Genomic DNA, 19,657 nt, shown 5'->3' on the forward strand with positions numbered 1-19,657 from the left:
CTATATGGGAAGCCTAGGGTGTGTTTCGTTTCCTTCCTTTTACCCTCATTTTATTATTCCTTTTTGGTTGTTTTGAATACGAAGAAACCATTTTGTTTCGAAAACAAAGTTCCGGGACAGTGGAGATTACCTATACAGTTCCACTAAAAAAGGACTCAAACGACTCACTCATCAAATTCCTACCGACTTCCAAGGAAGAAATCATAGGGTCCGTCAAAAAAAAGTCGAATAACAACCTACAGGTGAGGGATTTCACTTTTCGCGAACTAGAAAAATCAGAAACAACGGATATGTATTTCAAACGAAAAGGAAAAGTATCTTATAAATTAGATTTTGAAGACCCTTTACATTTAGAAGGGGTACTTGTCGGAACCTTTTCTATCAAATCCAAACCGAGAACCCTTCTCATCAAAAGAGATTTTCCTAACCTAACAGACAGTGTTGTGACAGAAGCCGGGGCGGGTGAGAAAAAAATCATTTCGGAAACATCCAGACTTCTCAAAGAAGGACGTATACAATTTAAGGTTTTATTTCCCAAAGATTCAGAATGTAGTTCCAACAGAGGATTCATTGGACTAGGGAATTTAACTTACCAAATTCCTCTCCAAGAAACTTTGGAAAATCCGGATTCCAAAACCTGGGAATATAAAATTCGTTTTTTTTAAACGAGTTTTAGTTCTTTTGCGGTTTTGATAAACAAATCAAACCCATCTAAATTTTTACTCTCTGGTATATAGTGTAACTCTTGTTTGAGATACCTATCAGTTATGGCAATGGGAAGTCTCTTTTCTTCTTTGATGATCGAATCGAGTTCTTTCAGTCCGTATTCTAGAGCCGTTAAAAATAGTCTGTCATCCCAAACTTTTCCTTTAGGAAAGGCCCAAAAAGCAAAACAAAAATACAATCCTGTAGAACGATTCCACCATTCCGCAAGGTCAACCACCTGATAGCCAGGAACTGGTGTTTGCAAAAGAGCATGGTCTCCAAAAAGTAAATGTGATCCTTTTCCCTCTTTCATCATCTCTGAAATTTCCGAAGCAGGGGTTGGAACCACCTCCACTAACTTTCCAAATTCTCTAAAAAGTAGGCATTGGAGGAGAGCCACACTCGAACGAGAACCTTTGTCTGTATAAACTACCTTTGGTGCACCCGGTTCTGATTCATGACGGAAAAAAAGGACCGAACGAACGACATCCCTTGCGCAGACACCGACCACTGTCGTGTAGTCCAAAGTCTCACGATTTCTTTCACATTCAATAGAAGAAACAAGAGCACAGTCTAACTCTCCTTTTTTTAGGAGTTCAATCAGGACACTCGGATTCTCGTAAACTGGTGAATATCCGGAAGTTCGCTCGAAATAGAGGGTGAGGGGGCGGGCATTCAGGTGTTTTACGATGCCTATTTTCATTATCTAGTATCCCTTATAAAAAACAACTTGTCAGAAATAGAAAAGGGTGTCGAATCACTTACGAGGACAACTTGGACTTTCGAACATCTTTAAACACAATCGGTGATGCTGAATTTGAATTCATTAAGAATTTAGTGTACAAACAAGCAGGTATCTTTTTAGCACCGCATAAAAAAATCATGGTGCAGTCCAGGCTCAATGCAAGACTTCGGACATTGGGGATTGTTAGTTTTGAGAATTATGTTGCTAAACTAAAACTTGATCCAAAATTTGCGACTGATGAAATGCAAGAACTCATCAACCGCATAACAACAAACAAAACAGATTTTTTCCGAGAAAACCATCATTTTGAATTTCTAAAAACACAATACTTTCCTTCCCTCGAACAAGCTGCTGCAGCGGGTGGACCAAAAACATTACGCATTTGGTGTTCTGCTTCTTCTACAGGGGAAGAACCTTATTCCATTGCCATAACGGTTTATGAATATTTTAATTCTAAACCAGGTTGGAATTGTAAAATTTACGCCTCAGACATTGATACGCAAGTGATTGCCACTGCAAAGAAAGGCCTTTACCGTGATGAAAGATTGGAACCTGTTTCGGAAGCCATGAAATCTAAACATTTCATCAAAACCTCAGACAAAGACCATGTGTTTTATGAAGCCAAACCTCATTTGAAAGCTCTGATTGACTTTAGACAAATTAACCTTTTACACTTTCCTTTTCCTATTACCGAAAAATTGGATTTAATTTTTTGTAGGAATGTGGTGATTTACTTTGATAAACCCACCCAAAAAACGTTATTTCAAAACTTCGAAGTCAGTTTGAAACCAAAAGGATATTTGATTTTAGGACACTCGGAAACGATGTTTGGAATCTCAGATAGTTTTAAGTTTTTGGGGCATACCATCTATCAGAAGAAAGATTAGTCGGTTACTTCTTCTACCCAAAGTTTTTTTAAGTCATCCCACATTTGGTAGGGTTCGTAGATCACAATCCTTGTATTGGAAATTACGTCTAAAAAACCTGCCTCATTGGGAAACCTAGGAACGATATGTTCATGGATATGCGGAATCGATCCCCCGCTATTTTTCCCAAGATTGTAACCAATATTAAATCCCTGCACCCGCCATTGTTTTTCAAGAATCCTCATGGCTTTTTGTGTGAGTCTATGGATGTCTAAAGCTTCCTCTTCTGTTAGTTCAAGGTAATGAATGATATGACGTTTGGGAAAGATGATGATATGTCCCGGATTGTAAGGGAATAGGTTAATGGAGACTATTGAAAGTTCTGTTTCTGCAATGGTCAGATTGGGAACAATTTCGTTTTTATCACGCACCCCACAAAGAATGCAGTCCACATTGGGTCTATCTCCTTTGGCATAACCCAATTTCCCTATACTGAAGAGGTTTTTTCTATGGGAGTGTTCTTCATAGGAACTCATTGGTACTTTCAATCTCCCTAAAGGATTAAAGGATTGCAAGGATTTTGACAGGTATACAGTAAGAAAGTAACAGTGTCAGAATCGCCTCATATTCCCGTACTTCCCAGAGAAGTCATCGATTTACTCCAAAAAACGGATAGCCCCGAACCCCAATGGTTCCTTGACGGTACTGCTGGGGAAGGTGGACACTCCAAACTCATTTTACAGACCTTTCCGAATGCCAAACTCATTTTGATCGATCGTGACAGCGTGATGTTAGAACGAGCCAAAAAAGAAATTTTATCCGTCATTGGTTCCCTCGATCGGGTACATGCTTTCCAAATGAACTTTTCTGAAGTGGACCAAGACCTATTGGAATCTTTGGATTGCCCTGGCCTTGATGGGGCACTGGTAGACTTAGGAGTTTCTCTTTTTCATTTTTTACATTCTGGTCGCGGGTTTACTTTTAAAAATGAAGAACCCCTGGATATGAGGCTTGAACCCCAAGTGGGCAGGAAAACTGCCGCCGATGTAGTTAATTATAGCACAGTCCTCCATCTGAAAAAAGTATTTTGGGAATATGGAGAAGAACGTTGGGCCTTAAAGATTGCAAATAACATTGTACAGTCGAGACATAAAAAGAAATTTGAAACCAACACGGATCTGGTAAAACTTGTGGAGTCATCGATCCCTAGAAAGTTTTGGCCCAAAGAAACCCATCCTGCGACAAGGATATTCCAAGCACTTCGGATTGAGGTCAACGAAGAGTTGTTACATGCTGAAAAAGGAATCAGAAATATTGCCGCTTGTTTGAAAACGGGAGGTGTTTTGGCCTGCATTTCCTTCCATTCATTGGAAGATCGGATTGTAAAATGGACATTCAGAGACCTAAAAGCCAATGACCAATTTGAAATTTTAACAAAAAAACCGATTCTCCCAACCGACACAGAAATCAGAGAAAACCGTGCCTCTCGGTCTGCAAAATTGCGGGGCATTCAAAAAATAGAACCGATATTGAATAAGAGATGGGAACGATGAAAGGAAAAATAGGAAACATTCCGGGACGAATCCTGGATTTTTTTTCTCCATTAAAACCTTTGGTGGTTTTGTTTCCCTTTCTCATCTTTTTTTATTTTGTGGTCTGGCAAGGACTGACCAAAGCAAAACTAGCCAGACAAATCCACGAACGAACATCCACAAAAGAAGAATTAAAACGTAAAAACGACGAACTAAAAATTGGGATCGTGGCCTACACTTCCGCCGAACGAATTGAAACTCTCTACCGCAGAACCTACCAATTTTTACCCATTAGTTTAGGAAACCGAACAGTCACCATTGAACTTCCTCCCATCCCAAACTTGGATCCAAAAGACAAATAATGAAATTATCTGAAATCATCAAACGAATCCCCGAAATCAAACTCATCCAAGGGGATAACTCTATTGAAGTGGATTATATCTGGGCAGACAGTCGTAAACTAAAACCCAGTGATATTTTTGTTTTACCCGATGATACGATAGAAAGACAAGAATCCTTTTTGGTTATGGCCAAAGAGATTGGTGTGAAGGTTGTCCTTGTCTCCAAACGCCATTTAAAATTAAAAGGATTGGAATCTTTTCCCGTGATCCTTGAGACCGAAGATGCAGTCGGTGAAGCACACGGAAAAATCGCCTGTTTTCTTGCCGGTAATCCTGCGAAAAAACTAAAAATTGTCGCCATCACCGGCACCAACGGAAAAACTTCTTTAACTTTTATCCTTTTCCACCTAGCAAGAAAAGTCGGTAAAAATGCTGCTCTTATCGGAACCGTACAAATCCAAATTATGGATCGAATTTTAGAATCTGGATATACAACTCCCGATGCCTCATCTCTCAACCTTTTACTCAAACAAATGTTAGAGGAAGGAATTGAGTATGTGTTTATGGAAATGAGTAGCCATGGACTGAAACTCGGACGGGTCGCAGGTTTAGAAATTACTTGTGCTGGATTTACAAACCTGACCCAAGACCACCTGGACTTTCATTCTAATATGGATGATTATTTTGAAAGTAAGTTTAAAATTTTCCAACTTTTAGAACAATCATCTGTAAAAAATAAATTCGGACTTGTGGCCGGTGATGTTCCTTTTGGAACCGAGATGATCCAAAGAATCGAAAAGGCAAAATTAAAATCTCCGATTTTTGTTTTTGGAAAGGCTGGGGAATTTAATTTCTCAAACACCAAACTTTCGTTATTGCAGAGCGAATATAGATTTCATAAAAAAGCAAAAAATTTACCATTTGTAGAAGTTCGTTCTATCAAAACCAATCTCCTGGGAAATTTTAATGTTTTTAATACCTCCTTTGCTCTCGCAATTGCTTATGAACTTGGATTTCCCTGGGAAGAAGTGATTTCTTGTTTGGAGAATATTCCCACAGTTCCAGGCAGGTTTCATGTGGTTCCTTATCCTGACAAATCCAGAATTGCCGTTGTGGATTATGCTCACACTCCCGATGCCTTAGAAAATATTTTAAAAAGTTGTGTGGAAATTGCTCCGAAACAACTCATTTGTCTTTTTGGATGTGGAGGGGATAGAGACCGCACCAAACGACCGCTAATGGCAAAAATTGCGGAAAAATTATCAGATTTTGTCATTCTTACTTCTGATAACCCAAGAACCGAAAATCCAGAATCCATTTTGGATGAAATCGAAGCAGGATTTTCTCGTGGTTTCAAAAGGTATGAAAAAATTACTGACCGACGGGTTGCCATCCAAAGAGCTGTGGCACTACTCGAACGAGATGGGATTTTAGTGGTAGCTGGGAAAGGCCACGAAACTTACCAAATCATTGGAAAAGAAAAAACAAAATTTGTAGATTTCGAAGAAATAGAGAATGGATTTCAAAATTTAGGACTTTAGGCGATAGGGGAAATAAAATGTTCCAGTGGATTTATGAATCGTTTGGAAACGATTATGGTTTTTTACGAGTTTTTAGTTATGTTACCCTACGAGCCATGATGGCGGGTCTTACCTCTATGTTCATCACCTTTCTTTTTGGGAAGGCTTTGATTTCTTTCCTACTTTCCTTAAAATTTCGAGAATCTGTTCGAAATGATGGTCCGCAGTCACATGCGGCAAAATCGGGAACTCCAACGATGGGTGGGCTCATTATGATCCTGTCTCTGACCGTCTCTACTTTGTTATGGGGAAATCTTTCTAATTTAAATGTTTTGTTACTTCTGGTCTCTGCCATTTTATTTGCAGGACTTGGGTTTACTGATGACTATATGAAGTCCGTAAAAAAAATCAAAGGGGGTATGCGAGCAAGAACTAAATTTCTTGTGACCATCTTCTTTGCTGTTTCCATCACCACTCTTTATTTTTATTTTACCGGCAAATCCAATACAAATGCCACGAAAGGTGTTGTGTTTACAATTACCGATTTGTTTTTACCTTTTGTGAAAGGACCTGTTTGGAATTTGGGACTACTTGCTGTTCCTTTTGCCATCATCGTTTTGATAGGCAGTTCGCATGCGGTCAATCTTACTGATGGACTGGATGGACTGGCCTCCGGAACCGTTGTGATTGCAACGGCGACTTTTGCTCTCATTTCTTATGTATCGGGAACACCTTCGGCAGCAAACTATTTGCACATTCCCTATTTACCTGGTTCGCATGAATATGCGGTTTTCCTTGCTGGACTTTCTGGTGCCTTACTTGGATTTTTATGGTTCAATTGCCATCCCGCACAAGTTTTTATGGGGGATACCGGTTCTTTGTTTCTTGGTTCTACCTTAGGTCTTGTTGCGATTATGTTAAAAAAAGAAATCCTCCTTGTGATCCTTGGAGGAATCTTTGTCGCTGAAGCAGTGAGTGTCATTTTACAAGTGGGATCTTTTAAACTTACTGGAAAACGAATCTTTAAGATGGCTCCCTTACACCACCATTTTGAATTGTCCGGTTGGTCGGAAGAAAAGGTAGTGATTCGGTTTTGGATCATTGGGATCATCCTTGCCATCATCACTTTGTCTACACTAAAGATCCAATAGTCGACCAAGGTTCAATCGAAAGCATGGAAATCTATAGGCCGATTCAAAACCTCTTTCGATTTGGAACTTCGAGGTTTGATGGGCCAGTTCTATATGGAATTTTTTTGCTTTTTGGAATGGGTATTGTAGTGATGTACAGTGCCTCTGTCATTCCCGCCGAAAGAGAATTTTCTGATTCCAACTATTACCTAAACAAACAATTGTTATGGGGTTTTATTGGAATTTTTAGTTTTTTAGTTTTTAGTCAAATTCCATACCAATTTTTAGTTAGATGGTCTTTTCTATTTTCTGTCCTTAGTTTGTTACTTCTCATTTCTGTTTTTATTCCAGGCCTTGGCAAATCAGTAGGAACTAGTTATGGAAGGAGTTTTAATCGTTGGATCCAAATTGGAGGGATTCAAATCCAACCTTCGGAATTTTCAAAAATCAGTATTTTACTTTTTTCCTCATATTTTTTCTATAATTTTGATTTCAAAAAGGTAAAGTGGGATCGGAAAAAAATTGTCTCTGTTCTTTTGATTTTTGCCACCTTAGTATTGATTGTAATCGAACCCGCCTTTGGAACGACAATCGAACTCCTTCTTGTTTTATTTTTCTTTGTTCTTTTGGCTGGATTTCCGATGAAACGGCTCTTTATTTTAGGTGCTTCTGTATTGCCACTCCTTGTGGTTCTTGTCACCCAGGTGGGATATAGAAAAAAACGTTTAGAAATCTGGCTCGATCCTTATAAATTTCGGTTTGATGAAGGGCACCAACTTGTGACAAGTTTTCGTGCATTTTTTGATGGAGGAAGTTTTGGTCGTCCGGTGGGTTCCGGTTATGCGCATCGTTATTTGGCCTATAGCCATACTGACTTTGTGATGGCTTCCTTTGTGGAAGATTTTGGTTTTTTAGGATTTCTTATATTTTTATCAGTCGTAATTTTTTTATTCCTTCGGATCTACTTTTTAATCCTACGTACAAAAGACAAACTTGGGTTCTTTCTCGGATCAGGGATCCTTATCCTTTTTGGATTCCAAACTATATTAAATCTCTTTGTCATCACAGGAATTGTTCCAGTGACCGGAATTTCCCTGCCATTTTTAAGTTATGGGGGATCATCTCTTATCACAATTTTCATCCTATTCGGAATTCTTGCCAACATCACGAGTAAAGAGAATTTGGTATTATGAGTGGTTCCGTATTGATTGCAGCCGGGGGAACCGGTGGACATATATCGCCCGGTGTGGCCCTGGCAGAAGTTCTGGCAGAAAAAATTTCTTCCTTTGGATTTGATGCGGTATATTTGCATTCCCTGATCCGCAATAAAGACAATCCCGATCTTTTGAATCCGCCTTGCGAAGTTCTATGGCATAATGTGCCTCAGTTAGGTGGTATCAAAACTTTGATTTATCCACTTTTATTCCTTTTTCCATTTATGAAAACCATCCTTCTTTTTCACAGGTTGAAAGTAAGGGCGGTGATTGGAATGGGAGGATATTCCAGTCTTCCTTCGATCCTATATGCTATCCTTTTTCGAAAACAATTGTATCTTTGTGAACAAAACTGTGTTCCAGGAAAAATCACTCGTATCTTCTCTCGTTTTTCCAAAAAAATCGCCTTCAGTTTTCCATTAAGCGAAGGTTATGCGATCAAAGGAAAAACAATTGGGAATCCGATTCGAAAACGTGTCATCCCGGAACACTTAAACATTCGCCAAAATGAAAATTTACACGAAGGGAAAAAAAATACAGTGAATGTTCTTGTTCTGGGTGGTTCGCAAGGGGCAAGACAACTCAACCAAATGATTCTTAAAACTATGGAAAATTCAGAGATTGCATCTAAATACAAATTTAGATTACTCACTGGAACATCCTTATATGAGGAAACAAAGTCTAAATCCTCTGGCAACGCGGAAATCATTTCTTATGCAAATGATATGAAACCCAATTATGAATGGGCCAATATTGTGGTAGCAAGGTCTGGAGCCGGTGTTCTCGCAGAGTGTTTGGTATTTGGTCTCCCAATGATTCTCATTCCTTATCCCTTTGCAGCAGACAATCACCAAAAAGAAAATGCCAATTATATCGAATCACAAGGTGCAGCTGTGACCATTCATTCCACATCGGAAGACCCCACACGACTTGTACAGATTCTACTTGGATGGAAAGATCATTCCGAAATCTTACGAGAAATGGGCCATGTATCTTTAGCTCTTTCGAATGTGAATGCAGCTTACCAAACCGTTTCTTATTTTTTTACTGATAAAGACTGAAGTGATTTTTTTATGAGAGGTCCGATTTTATTTTTAGGAATTGGTGGAAGTGGGATGTCGAGTTTAGCCCATATGGCTCTCGATTTAAAACTTTCCGTTTTTGGTTACGATAAAAAAAATTCCGACACAACCCAGTTTTTAGAAGAACGTGGTGCCATCATTAAAAACGATATTTCCGAAATTTCCTTAGAGGGAATGGAAATGGTGGTATATAGTTCTGCTATCAACGACAAACACAAACAAGTGTTTGATGAAATTAAAGAAAAAAATATCCAACTCAAACATAGATCTGAATTTATGCACCTTTTGGTATCCAACCAGAAGTCAATTTCTGTTGCAGGAAGTCACGGCAAAACCTCCACAACAACGATGGTTTCACAAATCCTTTCGGAACAAGGGTATGACCCAACCATTATGATTGGTGGAGACACCAGTCTTCTAGAAAAACGTGGGGGGAAAATGGGAGAGGGAAAATTTGCCGTTTATGAATCAGATGAATCTGACGGTACTTTTTTAAAACATAAAGCACAAGTTCGCCTTCTTACCAATATCGATAACGACCATTTAGATTATTATAAAACCCGTGAACGTTTAGAAGATGCTTTTTTTGAATATATGGGTTTTGGAGTGGAAGGAACCACAGTCCTTTATGCTTCGGATCCAGGGATTCGGGATGTACTCAAACACTATACAAAAAACATTACCACAAATCCCAATTTCAAACTTTATCTTTGTTTAGATTCTGAAGATACAAAATCAGATTGGTTTCTAAACTTAAAATCAAACCTAAAAGACAAACTCACTTCTGTCATTTACCAAATTAAAGATGATAGATTAGAATTTGAATTTCCGGGATTTGAATCCTTATCCCTCCGTTTACCATACCCGGGTGTCCATTATCTCACCAATGGCCTTGTGGCTCTTGTGGGCGCATCCATTGCAGGAGTTTCTATCAAAATATCTACAGATATCCTTTCCCGTTATATTGGTGTAAAACGTAGACAAGAAACACTAGGGGATTGGAAAGGAATTACAGTGATGGATGATTATGGCCACCATCCCACAGAAATTGAAATAGTGATTCGTTCTCTTAAGAAAAAACTAAACTCGAAGGGAAGGCTTGTTGTCCTTTTCCAACCGCATCGTTACACTCGAACAGAATTGTTACTGAAAGACCTTGCGATGTCGTTGTCCCAAGCAGATGTTCTTTTCCTTCTACCCATTTATTCGGCAGGCGAAACTCCAATTCCAGGAATCACACATGAGTCTTTTATTCCTTTTTTAGATAAAGAACATACTGAATTTCTAAAAGGGGAGATGGATTTGGATCTTTCCGTCATCCAATCCAAATTGAAAAAAGACGATATGTTACTCTGTTTAGGTGCTGGAAATGTGAGAGACTGGGGCCTTCAGTTATTAAAAGAAAACCCTAAATTATAAATCATGGAAGAGAGGATTTACTTCCTCTAAACTTCCCTTAAAATTCATATGTCCCATCTTTCTTCCTATTTTAGCATCTTTTTTACCGTAAAGGTGTAATTGGTATCTGTCATCTTTGAGAAGAGAGCGGGCAATGGATAAACTTTCCTCAAATTCATTACCCAAAATATTTTTCATAAGTGTAGGTTTTGGCCTAACATCTGTTGGGGGAAGATTGCCGGTGATAGCAGAAACATGTAAACTAAATTGAGAAAGACTTTGACAGTCTTGCGTGAAATGTCCTGTATTGTGTGGTCTAGGGGCATACTCATTTAAATACAAATGATTGTCTTTTAAAAAGAATTCCACACCCATTGTACCTACATAATCCAAAGAATCAGCAAGTTTGGATGCCATTTCAATTGCTTCCAAATTAAGGCCAGTGGGGATTCTGGCGGGATAAATCGAAAGATCTAAAATATGATTTTTGTGTTCATTTTCCACGGCACCATAACAGACAATTTCTCCATTTTGGAAACGTGTGAGGATGATACTGATTTCTTTTTGGAATGAAATTACTTCTTCAATAAGGTATTCTTCTTCTCCCTTAACAAAGGCAGATTCTAAAAAAACTTTGTAATCGGCTGCGTCTCCAATTTTTACCTGACCTTTCCCATCATAACCAAATCTAAGAGTTTTGATGATCCATGGATAGGGAATGGCAATTTCAAATTTCGCACTTTCTTTTGTTAGGTGAAAAAAAGATGCAGTGCGAAACCCTAATTTACGAAAATGTGTCTTTTCAAGTGCCCGATCTTGGGCAATGATTAGAGATTTTGGAGGAGGGAAAATGGGAGTTTGTCCTGAAAAAGTTTCTAAATACTCTAAGGTAGTTTTTGGAATATTTTCAAATTCAAAACTTAAAACATTGATCTTAGAAAGAAATTCTTTGATTTCAGAGAATGATTCATAAGAAGCCACTGTTGCCAAAGCACCAGCTTTTGCGGAAGGTGATTCTTTATCAGGAGAATAACAATAAAAATCATAACCCAGAGGTAAGGCTTCCAAACACATCATTTGGCCTAGTTGTCCAGATCCCAAAACACCAATTTTCATATATTTTCTCTTTAGATGAGTTCGCTATTTTTTGAAAGAGCTAAGTTTCGATTTTTGATTGCATAGGATTCTAACTTTTCATGTAACAAAGGATCGATAACAGAAAGAATCCGAACGGCTAGTAAACCAGCATTTGCTGCACCACTCGTTCCAATGGCAAGAGTCGCAACGGGAACACCTTTTGGCATCTGGACTATGGAAAGTAAACTATCCATTCCATTCAATGCTTTGGATTGGACAGGAACACCTAACACGGGCAAAGTGGTTAATGAAGCCGTCATCCCTGGAAGGTGGGCAGCCCCTCCCGCACCAGCGATTATCACAGCAAATCCATTTTGTTTAGCTGACTTTGCAAACTCCACCATACGTTCTGGTGAGCGGTGTGCAGAAACAATTTCCTTTTCAAAAGGAATTCCAAACTCTGTCAAAATTTCACAGGTTTCTTTCATGGTTTCCCAATCAGAATGAGAACCCATAATGACAGCTACTTTTGGTAGATTTGTAGGCATACGTGTAATTTAGGAAAAGCCATTTCTGCATCAACCCTTAAATCTTTCTAAGGCAGATACAATTCTCTCCATTTTCATCGAACGAGAACCTTTTACAAGAAGGACAGATTTTTTTGGAATTTTAGATTTTATAAATAAAATAAGTTCCTCTACATCCGTGAAATGAATCGCGCCAGAAACTTTTTTTACCATAGGTTTTGTCTCTTCACCAAACCCGAGTAAGATTCCTTTGTTTAAGATTTGAATTTCTTTCCCTACTTGTTCGTGGTAATATTTTGAAAATTTTCCTAGTTCCTTCATAGACCCAAGAATCCAAACAATGTTTTGGTTTTTGGCAAATTGGTCGGCAGCACTGATACTCGAAAGCATGGATTCAGGGTTTGCATTATAACAGTCATCAATGATGGTATAATACCCTCGATTGATGTTCAACCGTTTGTCAGGGCTTTTGTATTTTTGGATGGTGTTAAGGATTTGGTGTGTATCAATTTGGAAATGGATTCCAACGGCAAACATCCCACGCACATTACTGAGTAGTTTTTCCCCAGGGAGATTCCATTGGATCGATTTTCCCTTCCATTCCAGAAGAAATCCGTTTGTTTCAATTTTTTTAACTTTTAAATTTGGATTTTTTTTATGATTCCAAACGACTAATTTGACACCTTGTTTTTTGGTTCGAAGTTTGGCGCGGCCTAGAAATTCTAAATCGTCGGGTACAAAAAGTACGGATGACTTTGGCATTCCGTTAATGATATCAATTTTTTCTTCTGCAATGGCCTCTCGTGATTTTAGATTTTCAATGTGAGCAGAACCAATATTTGTAATGAGGGCATGGGTGGGCTCTGCAATTTTGGAAAGTCTGTCAATTTCTCCTCGGTGGTTCATTCCCAGTTCACAAATCACAACCCTTGTTTCTTCTCTGATCCGAAACATTGTAAAGGGGAGTCCAATTTCATTATTGTAGTTTTTTTCTGTGACAACCAGAGATTTAGAATTTAAAAAATTAAAAAGTCCACCTAACAAATCCTTGGTCGTGGTTTTTCCAGAAGACCCAGTAATAGCCAAAACAATCGGTTGAAACCTTTTTCTATGGTAGTTGGCAAGAGTCCCTAGAGCAATTAAAGTATCAGGTACAAAGATGGCCTTTGTGCGGTCCGACGTGGATAGTTGTTTTAAAATGGGATGGTTTTTTTCGCAAAGGAAACCGGAAGCACCTTTCGAGAGAGCATCGGGTATGAATTCATGGCCATCTCTTGTTCCTCGTAAAGGGACAAACAAAGACCGTGGTTTTGATTCGGCAGAAGAGGTTGTGATCCAATGAAAACTTGGATTCTCTTTCCGTTCCCAATGTAAGTCTTTAGAAAACAAACTTAGAATAGTTGACAGGGAATATTCAAATGGTGCGATCATAGCTTCTACGCCAGTTTCTTTCAGAAAGAAAGATTTGGAAGAAAAAGTTAAATGAAACGATCCAAAATCAAAACCCTCCTGATCGGCCTAGGACGGATTTGTTCCGATTTGGAAAGGGATCCCTTTCGGAAAAAACCCTGCACTCATATGGGGGTTTTGCAGTCGGACTGGGGAAGGAAGCGGTTTGAATTTGTATTGGGTTTAGACAGTCAGGCAGAAAAATCAGAAGTTTTCCAATCGTTTTGGAATGCCGACACGAAAACAGTCCCTCCAGACCCTAAAAAAACATCTTTGCCTAAAGGCATCGATTTAGCGGTGATATCAACCCCAAGTGCCTTTCATGAAGAATGGGCTCTCCATTGTATCCGTGCAGAAATCCCCAATTTACTCATCGAAAAACCGGTGGCCTTATCGCAAGCAGGTGCAAAACGAATCCAAACCTTAGCTAAAAAATACAAAACAAAAATTTGGATCAACCACGAAAGACGATACCACCCCAGTTACAGGTTTGTAAAAGACCAACTAACAAAGGGAAACTTCGGAAAACTGAAATCCATTCGAGCCTCAGTATTCACTTCGGCAAAAAATCCAGGTCTCGCATTTTCGAAATTGGGAGGAGGGCCACTCCTCCATGACGGAACCCATGCAGTAGATCTTATCCATTGGATTTTAGGAAAACCAAAGATAGTGGATGCAAAATTAGAAATTCCCAAAAATGGAACCATTGAATCAAGAGCTGTTGCTTGGTTTGAATCCAAAACAGGAGTAGAAGTGTTTTTAGATGTTTCTGGGGGCCGAGACTATTTTCAATTTGAGCTCGATCTACACACGGACACCCACAGGATTTTTTGTTCCAACGACGGTTTTGCTTTTTTCAAATCAGAGCCCTCGCCGTTATACAAAGGGTTTCGAAGTTTAGTTTCGTACGTCCCCAAACAATTTCCAAAACCAGAAATTTCCAATGCATTTATAGGGATTTATGAAGAAATTTTTCAAGTTGTAAGTGGTAAAAAACATACCTTGGAAGGAACAATCTCTGACAATATAGAGATTCTAAACTTAATAGAATCCATTTATAGGCGAAAACAATGAAATCGAAAAAGAACAGGTCCATCTCAATTTATTCTTTTGTACTTCGAACTTGGTTTGAATACCTGACACTCACAAAAGTCAAAAGAAAACTAAAAAGCCAAACCAACTATGAGTCTCTTCGAATTCAATTTCTAAAAAGAAAAGGGAAAGAAACAAAAAACCTGTTTTTTCAGTTAGGTGGAGTTTATATCAAAATTGGACAGTTTGTGAGTAATTTATTCCATATTTTACCAGAAGAGTTTTTATGGGAACTACAAGACTTACAAGATAAAATCCCACCCAGGGAATTTGATGAAATCGATAAACGTTGGTTTAGTGATTACAAGAAGTCGATGACAGAAATTTTTACCGATTTAGATAAAATATCTTATGCAAGTGCATCCACGGCCCAAGTCCATATCGGTTATTACCACGGGAAAAAAGTAGCCATTAAAACCTTATATCCTGGAATCGAAGAGGATGCCGTTCGAGATTTAAAAACTTTATCAAGAGTGTTATGGCTCATTGACCGGTTTGTATTTAAAATTTCGGCAAAGGAAGTCAGCGAACAACTCAATGTTATGATTCGTTCAGAACTCGACCTTCGTAGTGAACTAAAAAATTTAAAATACACCAAACAATTATTTGCATTAGAAAAGGATTTCTTTTTCCCAAATCCAATTGAGGAACTTTGTAACAAACATACCTTAGTGACAGAGTTTGTAGAAGGAAAAAAAATCTATGAACTAGATGTTCTTGAATCTCAGACAAAAAAGAATCCAAATTTAGAAAAACTCATTCGTGCTTATATCTTAATGATTTTTGATTACCGGTTCTTTCACGCCGATCCACATCCTGGAAACCTAATTTTTATGGAAACGGGAGAACTTTGTTTTATCGACTTTGGTGCCGTACAATCAATCTCTGAAGAAGAAACTAGGATTTTAGAAAGAATATTAATTGGTGCTATGCGAAAAGACTACCACTTAATCACAGAATCCTTGTTTGATTTGGGTGCTGTTACCGATTCTTTGTCCAAAGAAGAACTCATTCAAATTGTTAAATATTCACTTGAAAAACTAAATCGAATTCTGGATTCCACCGATCACTTTCGAAACATAGGATTTGATACCCTTCGACCGACAGAGGACCTTCGATTTTTAAAAGAAATTCAAGTCAGTTTGAAACGTCTTCTTTCAAGCCTAAAACTTCCCCCCAATTTCCTTAGTCTCCACCGCGTACTTGCTTTGTTACTCGGCAATTCATCTTATTTGGATCCGACCCGGTCAATGATTGATTATGCGGAAAAACCATTCTCACAAATTGTTTTAAAGGGGAGTTCTTTGAAAAAACTTTGGAAAGATGAAGGTGAAGAATTTATCACCAGTCTCTTTTCCTTACCAAAAGAGTTTAATGAATTTTTATACAAATGGAACCGAGGTGAGTTCCAATCTCCCGATTCTACCAAAAAAGAAGAACTTAGGCTAAAAGAAATATTCACCTTCGGGGCCTTGGGTTCGATATTTTTCTTTTTCGGAATGTATTATTCTGAAAAATTCTGGAAAGAACCAAGCATATTATTTTATATACTATCAGGACTTAGTTTTTGGTCATTAGCCAAATCAAGTCTCAGTTATTGGAAACAAAAATAAACGGACCACCTCTAATTTATGAATCTACCTAAAACCCCTTTTTTTTCGGTCTTTAAACCAGGATACCTTGCTTTTGTAGCTTTTGGACTTTTTTTGGATTTAATTTCCAAATACATCATCATTACAAAGATGTTTTACCATGAAAGTATCCCCGTGTTAGGTGATTTTTTTAGATTGTCCTTAACTTTTAACACTGGTTTTGTTTTTGGACTTTTTCAAGACAATGCACTTCCGTCTCTTTTTGCGACAGGGTTTGCCATTATCTTTTTGATATTTTACCGTTGGCAAAATGCTGATTTAGGAAATGCCTGGGGTTGGAACTTTGTGATGGCAGGAGCTTTTGGTAACTTTTTAGATAAGTTTTTTGTCAAAATCCCAGGAGTTGGATTTCGATTTGGATTCACACCTGAAAAACCAGGAATCGAATACATTGGTGTGGTAGATTTTTTAGACTTCGAATGGCCTGATTTTTTACTTTTTGACCGTTGGCCTGCCTTTAACGTGGCAGACTCTTGTGTTTCTATAGGAATAGTAATTCTATTACTTACTATGGACTGGAAAGAATTAGATAAAAAATAACCCGCTAAAGGTATTTTACAGAGAACCACTTATCATTCAATGTCATAAACATTCGGATCTTAAGTGGTTTATAATAAATAACTTCTCATCACATTCACTGACAAAGTTTTTAAAACGTCTTTATCTTCTTCCATTTTTCCCACTTTCCAATTGATTCCAGAAGGAGAGGCATAAAGACTTCTTGCAGGTTTTCCTTCCGTTGGGCCACAAACACGGATTAAATGAACTGACTTTTGTTTTGCCAATGTTTCAAAGAAAGTGAGATCTTCTTCATAAGAACGTTTTCCATCCTCGCCGGATAGATAAAATACAATTTCGATATCTTCTTTTTTGAATTCGTCCCAAATGGATTCGTTTTCTAAATCTTCACCAACCAGTAATCCGAACCGTAATCCACCCATAATAAAAATGGATTCCGTTTTTCCTTTTACCACACCAGGTTCATTCAGATTAGATGGGGATTTTTTTTCATAAAAATCAACAAGGACTAGAGATTGGACAATGGGAAGGGCGGATACTAAATTACCTTCCTCATTCTTTCGGTAGTGAGTTCCACCTAAAATAACACCAGAAAAACTTTCTGAAATTTCGAGTAATTGGTCTTGGTATTCTTTTTCATGTTTGGAAGCAATCTCAGGAGTTTCTCCTTGGAAAAAATGTGGGAACCCTTCCGGTAAAAGCAAAAAATGAGCCTTTGTTTGTTGGATTTTAGAAATTTCTTCCGAGCCAATACGTTTGTGAAGGTTCTTTTGATAAATTGCGATTTTGATGACTGCCATTAAAAGGGATCCCCGGTAGGTAATATGTCATCATCTAAAGGATCATCCGAACTGTCATTTTTTTCATTAGAAGATGAATCAGAAGCATCTAGACTTTCTAAATCTTCATTAGACTTCGTGGCCGCCTTTGGTTCCAATGCTTCTTTTTCTAAATCAGCAAGCTCAGAATCATTGGCTTCTGCTGTTGTATTCAATTCAACACCGAATGATGATTTCATTTGTTCCGGTGTCAATTCCACAAGACCTCCAAAAAGATCTCCCGTTTCAATGCGATCATAAAGAGCCATCAAATAACAATATGATTCCATAATGCATTGTTTGACCGGTTTTTTATTGAGTCTTTTGCGCGACTCCATCGAATCCAAGGTCAAAACATCATTCATATTTGCTACGATTTCCTTTTTGCCTTTCATGTCTTTGATGAGAACAAGAAGGGAATCTCTCGACTTCAAACTGAATTCTTTAATAGCCATTCTTACAGTTCTAGACTGACCTGTGCGTTTTTGTTCAATGCCTGTTAATTTTTTAGAGGCTTCAATGTAGTTTGCACCAGGGTTTGCTTTGTGTTTTTCCAATTCTCTAATGATATCGTTATAAATTCGGAACTGATCAATGATGGTCCTTGTTCCTTCATAAATATCCAACATTTTTTGACGGTAATCCACCTTAACCCCGTTAATCGAACCAGGTTTGATATCAATTTTCTTTGTAGTCATTACAAAAGAATATTCATCATCAAATTCGTAAAAATAGAATAGGGCAAGTAATGCTTTGTCTGAATCAGAAATATGGGAAAATTCATTTTTCGGATCAAATTTTTTACGAAGTTTCGGAATGGAATACATCTGCATTAAACGCAAACCATAAGCTTGTTCTTTGGATAAGATAACTTCTTCCTCTTTTTTTTCCTCATCCTTAGTTTCTTCGTTTTTATCTTCTTTTGTTTCTACTGGTTTTCCACCAGGAACATTTTCTCCGGATTTTCTTTGTCCCGGTCTGTCTTCAGGATTGATTCCTAAAAGATTTTCCATATAACGGGAGATTAGCGGAATGTTTTTATTTTCCCCTCTTAGGACAACAAGATACAGTCTGTCAAAAAAACCTTCAAAAAGAGTGTCAATTTCTTGAGTTACCTTTCTTTTTTTATTCGCATAAATGAGAGAAGGTTTTCCTTCTAATTTTTGTAATTCATCATAGGCTTGGACAAAGGATTTTTTTAAAGTTTCTTGGTAAGGATAAAGGATGTACATCCTCTTAAAAAGTGCATAAATGGGACTTTTCACTCGTTCAATGGCAACAGGTGATTCTGGCGCCACCATAATCGGATCTGTAATGTCTGTTAACTCAGGGCCATTATAAAGTTTTTGTCCCATAGCAAGGAGTTCGACAAGAAGTGGATTGATACGATCTAGGGCTTTACTGAGTTGTGGTGAGTATTGTTGGTTGGCTAAAAGTTCATTCCCACTGTATTGTAATTCGATTAATGCTTGTTTAGCGCGAATACTGAAGTCGTGCATAAACTTGGGAGTGAGATCACTGGTTCCGAAGGGAGTGACCCGTGCCAGCCAACATTTGAGTTTGACTGCAAACCTTGCAGAGAAACTACTAATTTCTTTTTCGTATTGGGCTTTGGAATCAATTTGCGATTTTGAATTTCCTTGATCGGATTTGTTTTGGTTTCCACCTCGACTTCCCGAACGACTATCATCGCCCCCACGAGAAACCGTACTGGTTCTTACTTTAGGTTCCGGACGGTTCTTTTTGTCCTCTTCCTTTTGGGGTTGTTTTTCTTTTACAACCTCACCTCCGGCACTGACAAACTTGTTGAACATATCCTTTCTTGCGGAATCGTCCAGTTTCCCTACGCCAATCGCCCGTTTCGTATTATCAAAATCGCCCATAATTTACTATCGTTCCAATTCCTCAATATGGGAATTCAATTTCTTACAAAAAGCAATTTTTAGTGGATTCCCCTGTTTTTCCGAAAAGATTGGAGTCCAAAAGGTAG

Annotated in this window: 19 protein-coding genes; 12 read left to right on the plus strand and 7 right to left on the minus strand. The window is 38.1% G+C overall.

Features of this window, described 5'->3' with window-relative positions; translation table 11 throughout:
* Positions 1 to 20 precede the first annotated feature (20 nt).
* Positions 21 to 665 carry an LIC11874 family lipoprotein gene (locus EHQ16_RS16280; RefSeq protein WP_135632261.1) on the plus strand — a complete coding sequence of 215 codons (645 nt, stop codon included), beginning with the start codon at positions 21 to 23 and terminating at the stop codon, positions 663 to 665.
* Here the strand turns inward: EHQ16_RS16280 and EHQ16_RS16285 are convergent.
* Positions 662 to 1,408, minus strand: coding sequence for a menaquinone biosynthetic enzyme MqnA/MqnD family protein (locus EHQ16_RS16285; RefSeq protein WP_135632262.1), 747 nt, complete (start codon positions 1,406 to 1,408; stop codon positions 662 to 664). The two genes, EHQ16_RS16280 and EHQ16_RS16285, sit on opposite strands and share 4 nt — an antisense overlap.
* 71 nt (positions 1,409 to 1,479) lie before the next feature.
* Here EHQ16_RS16285 and EHQ16_RS16290 point away from each other — a divergent pair, with 71 nt between their 5' ends.
* Positions 1,480 to 2,337, plus strand: coding sequence for a CheR family methyltransferase (locus EHQ16_RS16290; protein ID WP_135632263.1), 858 nt, complete (start codon positions 1,480 to 1,482; stop codon positions 2,335 to 2,337).
* Here the strand turns inward: EHQ16_RS16290 and EHQ16_RS16295 are convergent.
* The gene (locus EHQ16_RS16295) at positions 2,334 to 2,852 is read right to left on the minus strand and encodes an HIT family protein (protein WP_135632264.1); all 519 of its coding nucleotides are present in this window, start codon (positions 2,850 to 2,852) and stop codon (positions 2,334 to 2,336) included. The genes EHQ16_RS16290 and EHQ16_RS16295 overlap by 4 nt on opposite strands.
* A 72-nt stretch (positions 2,853 to 2,924) precedes the next feature.
* Between EHQ16_RS16295 and rsmH the strand changes: the two genes are divergently transcribed.
* Genes rsmH through murC form a run of 7 tightly spaced genes read left to right on the plus strand, consistent with a single transcriptional unit; the run spans position 2,925 to position 10,554 of the window.
* Positions 2,925 to 3,869 (plus strand): 16S rRNA (cytosine(1402)-N(4))-methyltransferase RsmH, encoded by a 945-nt coding sequence (rsmH, locus tag EHQ16_RS16300; protein ID WP_135632265.1) that lies wholly within the window; start codon positions 2,925 to 2,927, stop codon positions 3,867 to 3,869.
* Entirely contained in the window at positions 3,857 to 4,210 is a 354-nt protein-coding gene (locus EHQ16_RS16305) for a hypothetical protein (RefSeq protein ID WP_135632266.1), read from the plus strand. The genes rsmH and EHQ16_RS16305 overlap by 13 nt, the downstream gene beginning before the upstream one ends.
* On the plus strand, positions 4,210 to 5,730 hold the full coding sequence (locus EHQ16_RS16310) for a UDP-N-acetylmuramoyl-L-alanyl-D-glutamate--2,6-diaminopimelate ligase (protein ID WP_135632267.1): 1,521 nt from the start codon (positions 4,210 to 4,212) through the stop codon (positions 5,728 to 5,730). The genes EHQ16_RS16305 and EHQ16_RS16310 overlap by 1 nt, the downstream gene beginning before the upstream one ends.
* Positions 5,731 to 5,747: 17 nt before the next feature.
* Positions 5,748 to 6,860 carry a phospho-N-acetylmuramoyl-pentapeptide-transferase gene (mraY, locus tag EHQ16_RS16315; RefSeq protein WP_135632268.1) on the plus strand — a complete coding sequence of 371 codons (1,113 nt, stop codon included), beginning with the start codon at positions 5,748 to 5,750 and terminating at the stop codon, positions 6,858 to 6,860.
* Positions 6,861 to 6,883: 23 nt separating this feature from the next.
* Positions 6,884 to 8,032, plus strand: a complete 1,149-nt coding sequence (locus EHQ16_RS16320; protein ID WP_135632269.1) for an FtsW/RodA/SpoVE family cell cycle protein — start codon at positions 6,884 to 6,886, stop codon at positions 8,030 to 8,032.
* Entirely contained in the window at positions 8,029 to 9,114 is a 1,086-nt protein-coding gene (locus EHQ16_RS16325; RefSeq protein ID WP_135632270.1) for a UDP-N-acetylglucosamine--N-acetylmuramyl-(pentapeptide) pyrophosphoryl-undecaprenol N-acetylglucosamine transferase, read from the plus strand. The genes EHQ16_RS16320 and EHQ16_RS16325 overlap by 4 nt, the downstream gene beginning before the upstream one ends.
* A 12-nt stretch (positions 9,115 to 9,126) precedes the next feature.
* The gene (gene murC / locus EHQ16_RS16330; RefSeq protein ID WP_135632271.1) at positions 9,127 to 10,554 is read left to right on the plus strand and encodes a UDP-N-acetylmuramate--L-alanine ligase; all 1,428 of its coding nucleotides are present in this window, start codon (positions 9,127 to 9,129) and stop codon (positions 10,552 to 10,554) included.
* On the opposite strand, the gene EHQ16_RS16335 is transcribed toward murC, so the two are convergent.
* From EHQ16_RS16335 to EHQ16_RS16345, 3 genes are read right to left on the minus strand one after another with little or no spacing between them, the layout of a single operon-like run.
* A complete protein-coding gene (locus tag EHQ16_RS16335; RefSeq protein WP_135632272.1) occupies positions 10,549 to 11,649 on the minus strand; it encodes a 5-(carboxyamino)imidazole ribonucleotide synthase in 1,101 nt (366 codons plus the stop codon). The two genes, murC and EHQ16_RS16335, sit on opposite strands and share 6 nt — an antisense overlap.
* An 11-nt stretch (positions 11,650 to 11,660) precedes the next feature.
* The gene (purE, locus tag EHQ16_RS16340; protein ID WP_135632273.1) at positions 11,661 to 12,158 is read right to left on the minus strand and encodes a 5-(carboxyamino)imidazole ribonucleotide mutase; all 498 of its coding nucleotides are present in this window, start codon (positions 12,156 to 12,158) and stop codon (positions 11,661 to 11,663) included.
* A 30-nt stretch (positions 12,159 to 12,188) separates the two neighbouring features.
* A complete protein-coding gene (locus tag EHQ16_RS16345) occupies positions 12,189 to 13,568 on the minus strand; it encodes a UDP-N-acetylmuramoyl-tripeptide--D-alanyl-D-alanine ligase (protein WP_135632274.1) in 1,380 nt (459 codons plus the stop codon).
* A gap of 51 nt (positions 13,569 to 13,619) precedes the next feature.
* On the opposite strand from EHQ16_RS16345, the gene EHQ16_RS16350 reads away from it, so the two are divergent.
* The 3 genes from EHQ16_RS16350 to EHQ16_RS16360 are packed head-to-tail and all read left to right on the plus strand — an operon-like array spanning position 13,620 to position 16,870.
* The gene (locus tag EHQ16_RS16350; protein ID WP_135632275.1) at positions 13,620 to 14,660 is read left to right on the plus strand and encodes a Gfo/Idh/MocA family protein; all 1,041 of its coding nucleotides are present in this window, start codon (positions 13,620 to 13,622) and stop codon (positions 14,658 to 14,660) included.
* Positions 14,657 to 16,291 carry an ABC1 kinase family protein gene (locus EHQ16_RS16355; RefSeq protein WP_135632276.1) on the plus strand — a complete coding sequence of 545 codons (1,635 nt, stop codon included), beginning with the start codon at positions 14,657 to 14,659 and terminating at the stop codon, positions 16,289 to 16,291. Before EHQ16_RS16350 ends, EHQ16_RS16355 begins: the two co-directional genes overlap by 4 nt.
* Before the next feature lie 18 nt (positions 16,292 to 16,309).
* Positions 16,310 to 16,870: a lipoprotein signal peptidase gene (locus EHQ16_RS16360; protein WP_135632277.1), complete on the plus strand. Its 561-nt coding sequence runs from the start codon at positions 16,310 to 16,312 to the stop codon at positions 16,868 to 16,870.
* A 68-nt stretch (positions 16,871 to 16,938) separates the two neighbouring features.
* Here EHQ16_RS16360 and EHQ16_RS16365 read toward each other — a convergent pair whose 3' ends face one another.
* Together EHQ16_RS16365 and EHQ16_RS16370 are read right to left on the minus strand one after the other, a co-directional pair.
* Positions 16,939 to 17,649, minus strand: coding sequence for an amidohydrolase (locus tag EHQ16_RS16365; RefSeq protein WP_135632278.1), 711 nt, complete (start codon positions 17,647 to 17,649; stop codon positions 16,939 to 16,941).
* Positions 17,649 to 19,550, minus strand: a complete 1,902-nt coding sequence (locus tag EHQ16_RS16370) for a hypothetical protein (protein ID WP_135632279.1) — start codon at positions 19,548 to 19,550, stop codon at positions 17,649 to 17,651. Before EHQ16_RS16370 ends, EHQ16_RS16365 begins: the two co-directional genes overlap by 1 nt.
* Between the last annotated feature and the right edge of the window lie 107 nt (positions 19,551 to 19,657).

Origin of the sequence: Leptospira kanakyensis (genome assembly GCF_004769235.1) — a bacterium.
In the GTDB taxonomy this organism is placed as follows: domain Bacteria; phylum Spirochaetota; class Leptospiria; order Leptospirales; family Leptospiraceae; genus Leptospira_A; species Leptospira_A kanakyensis.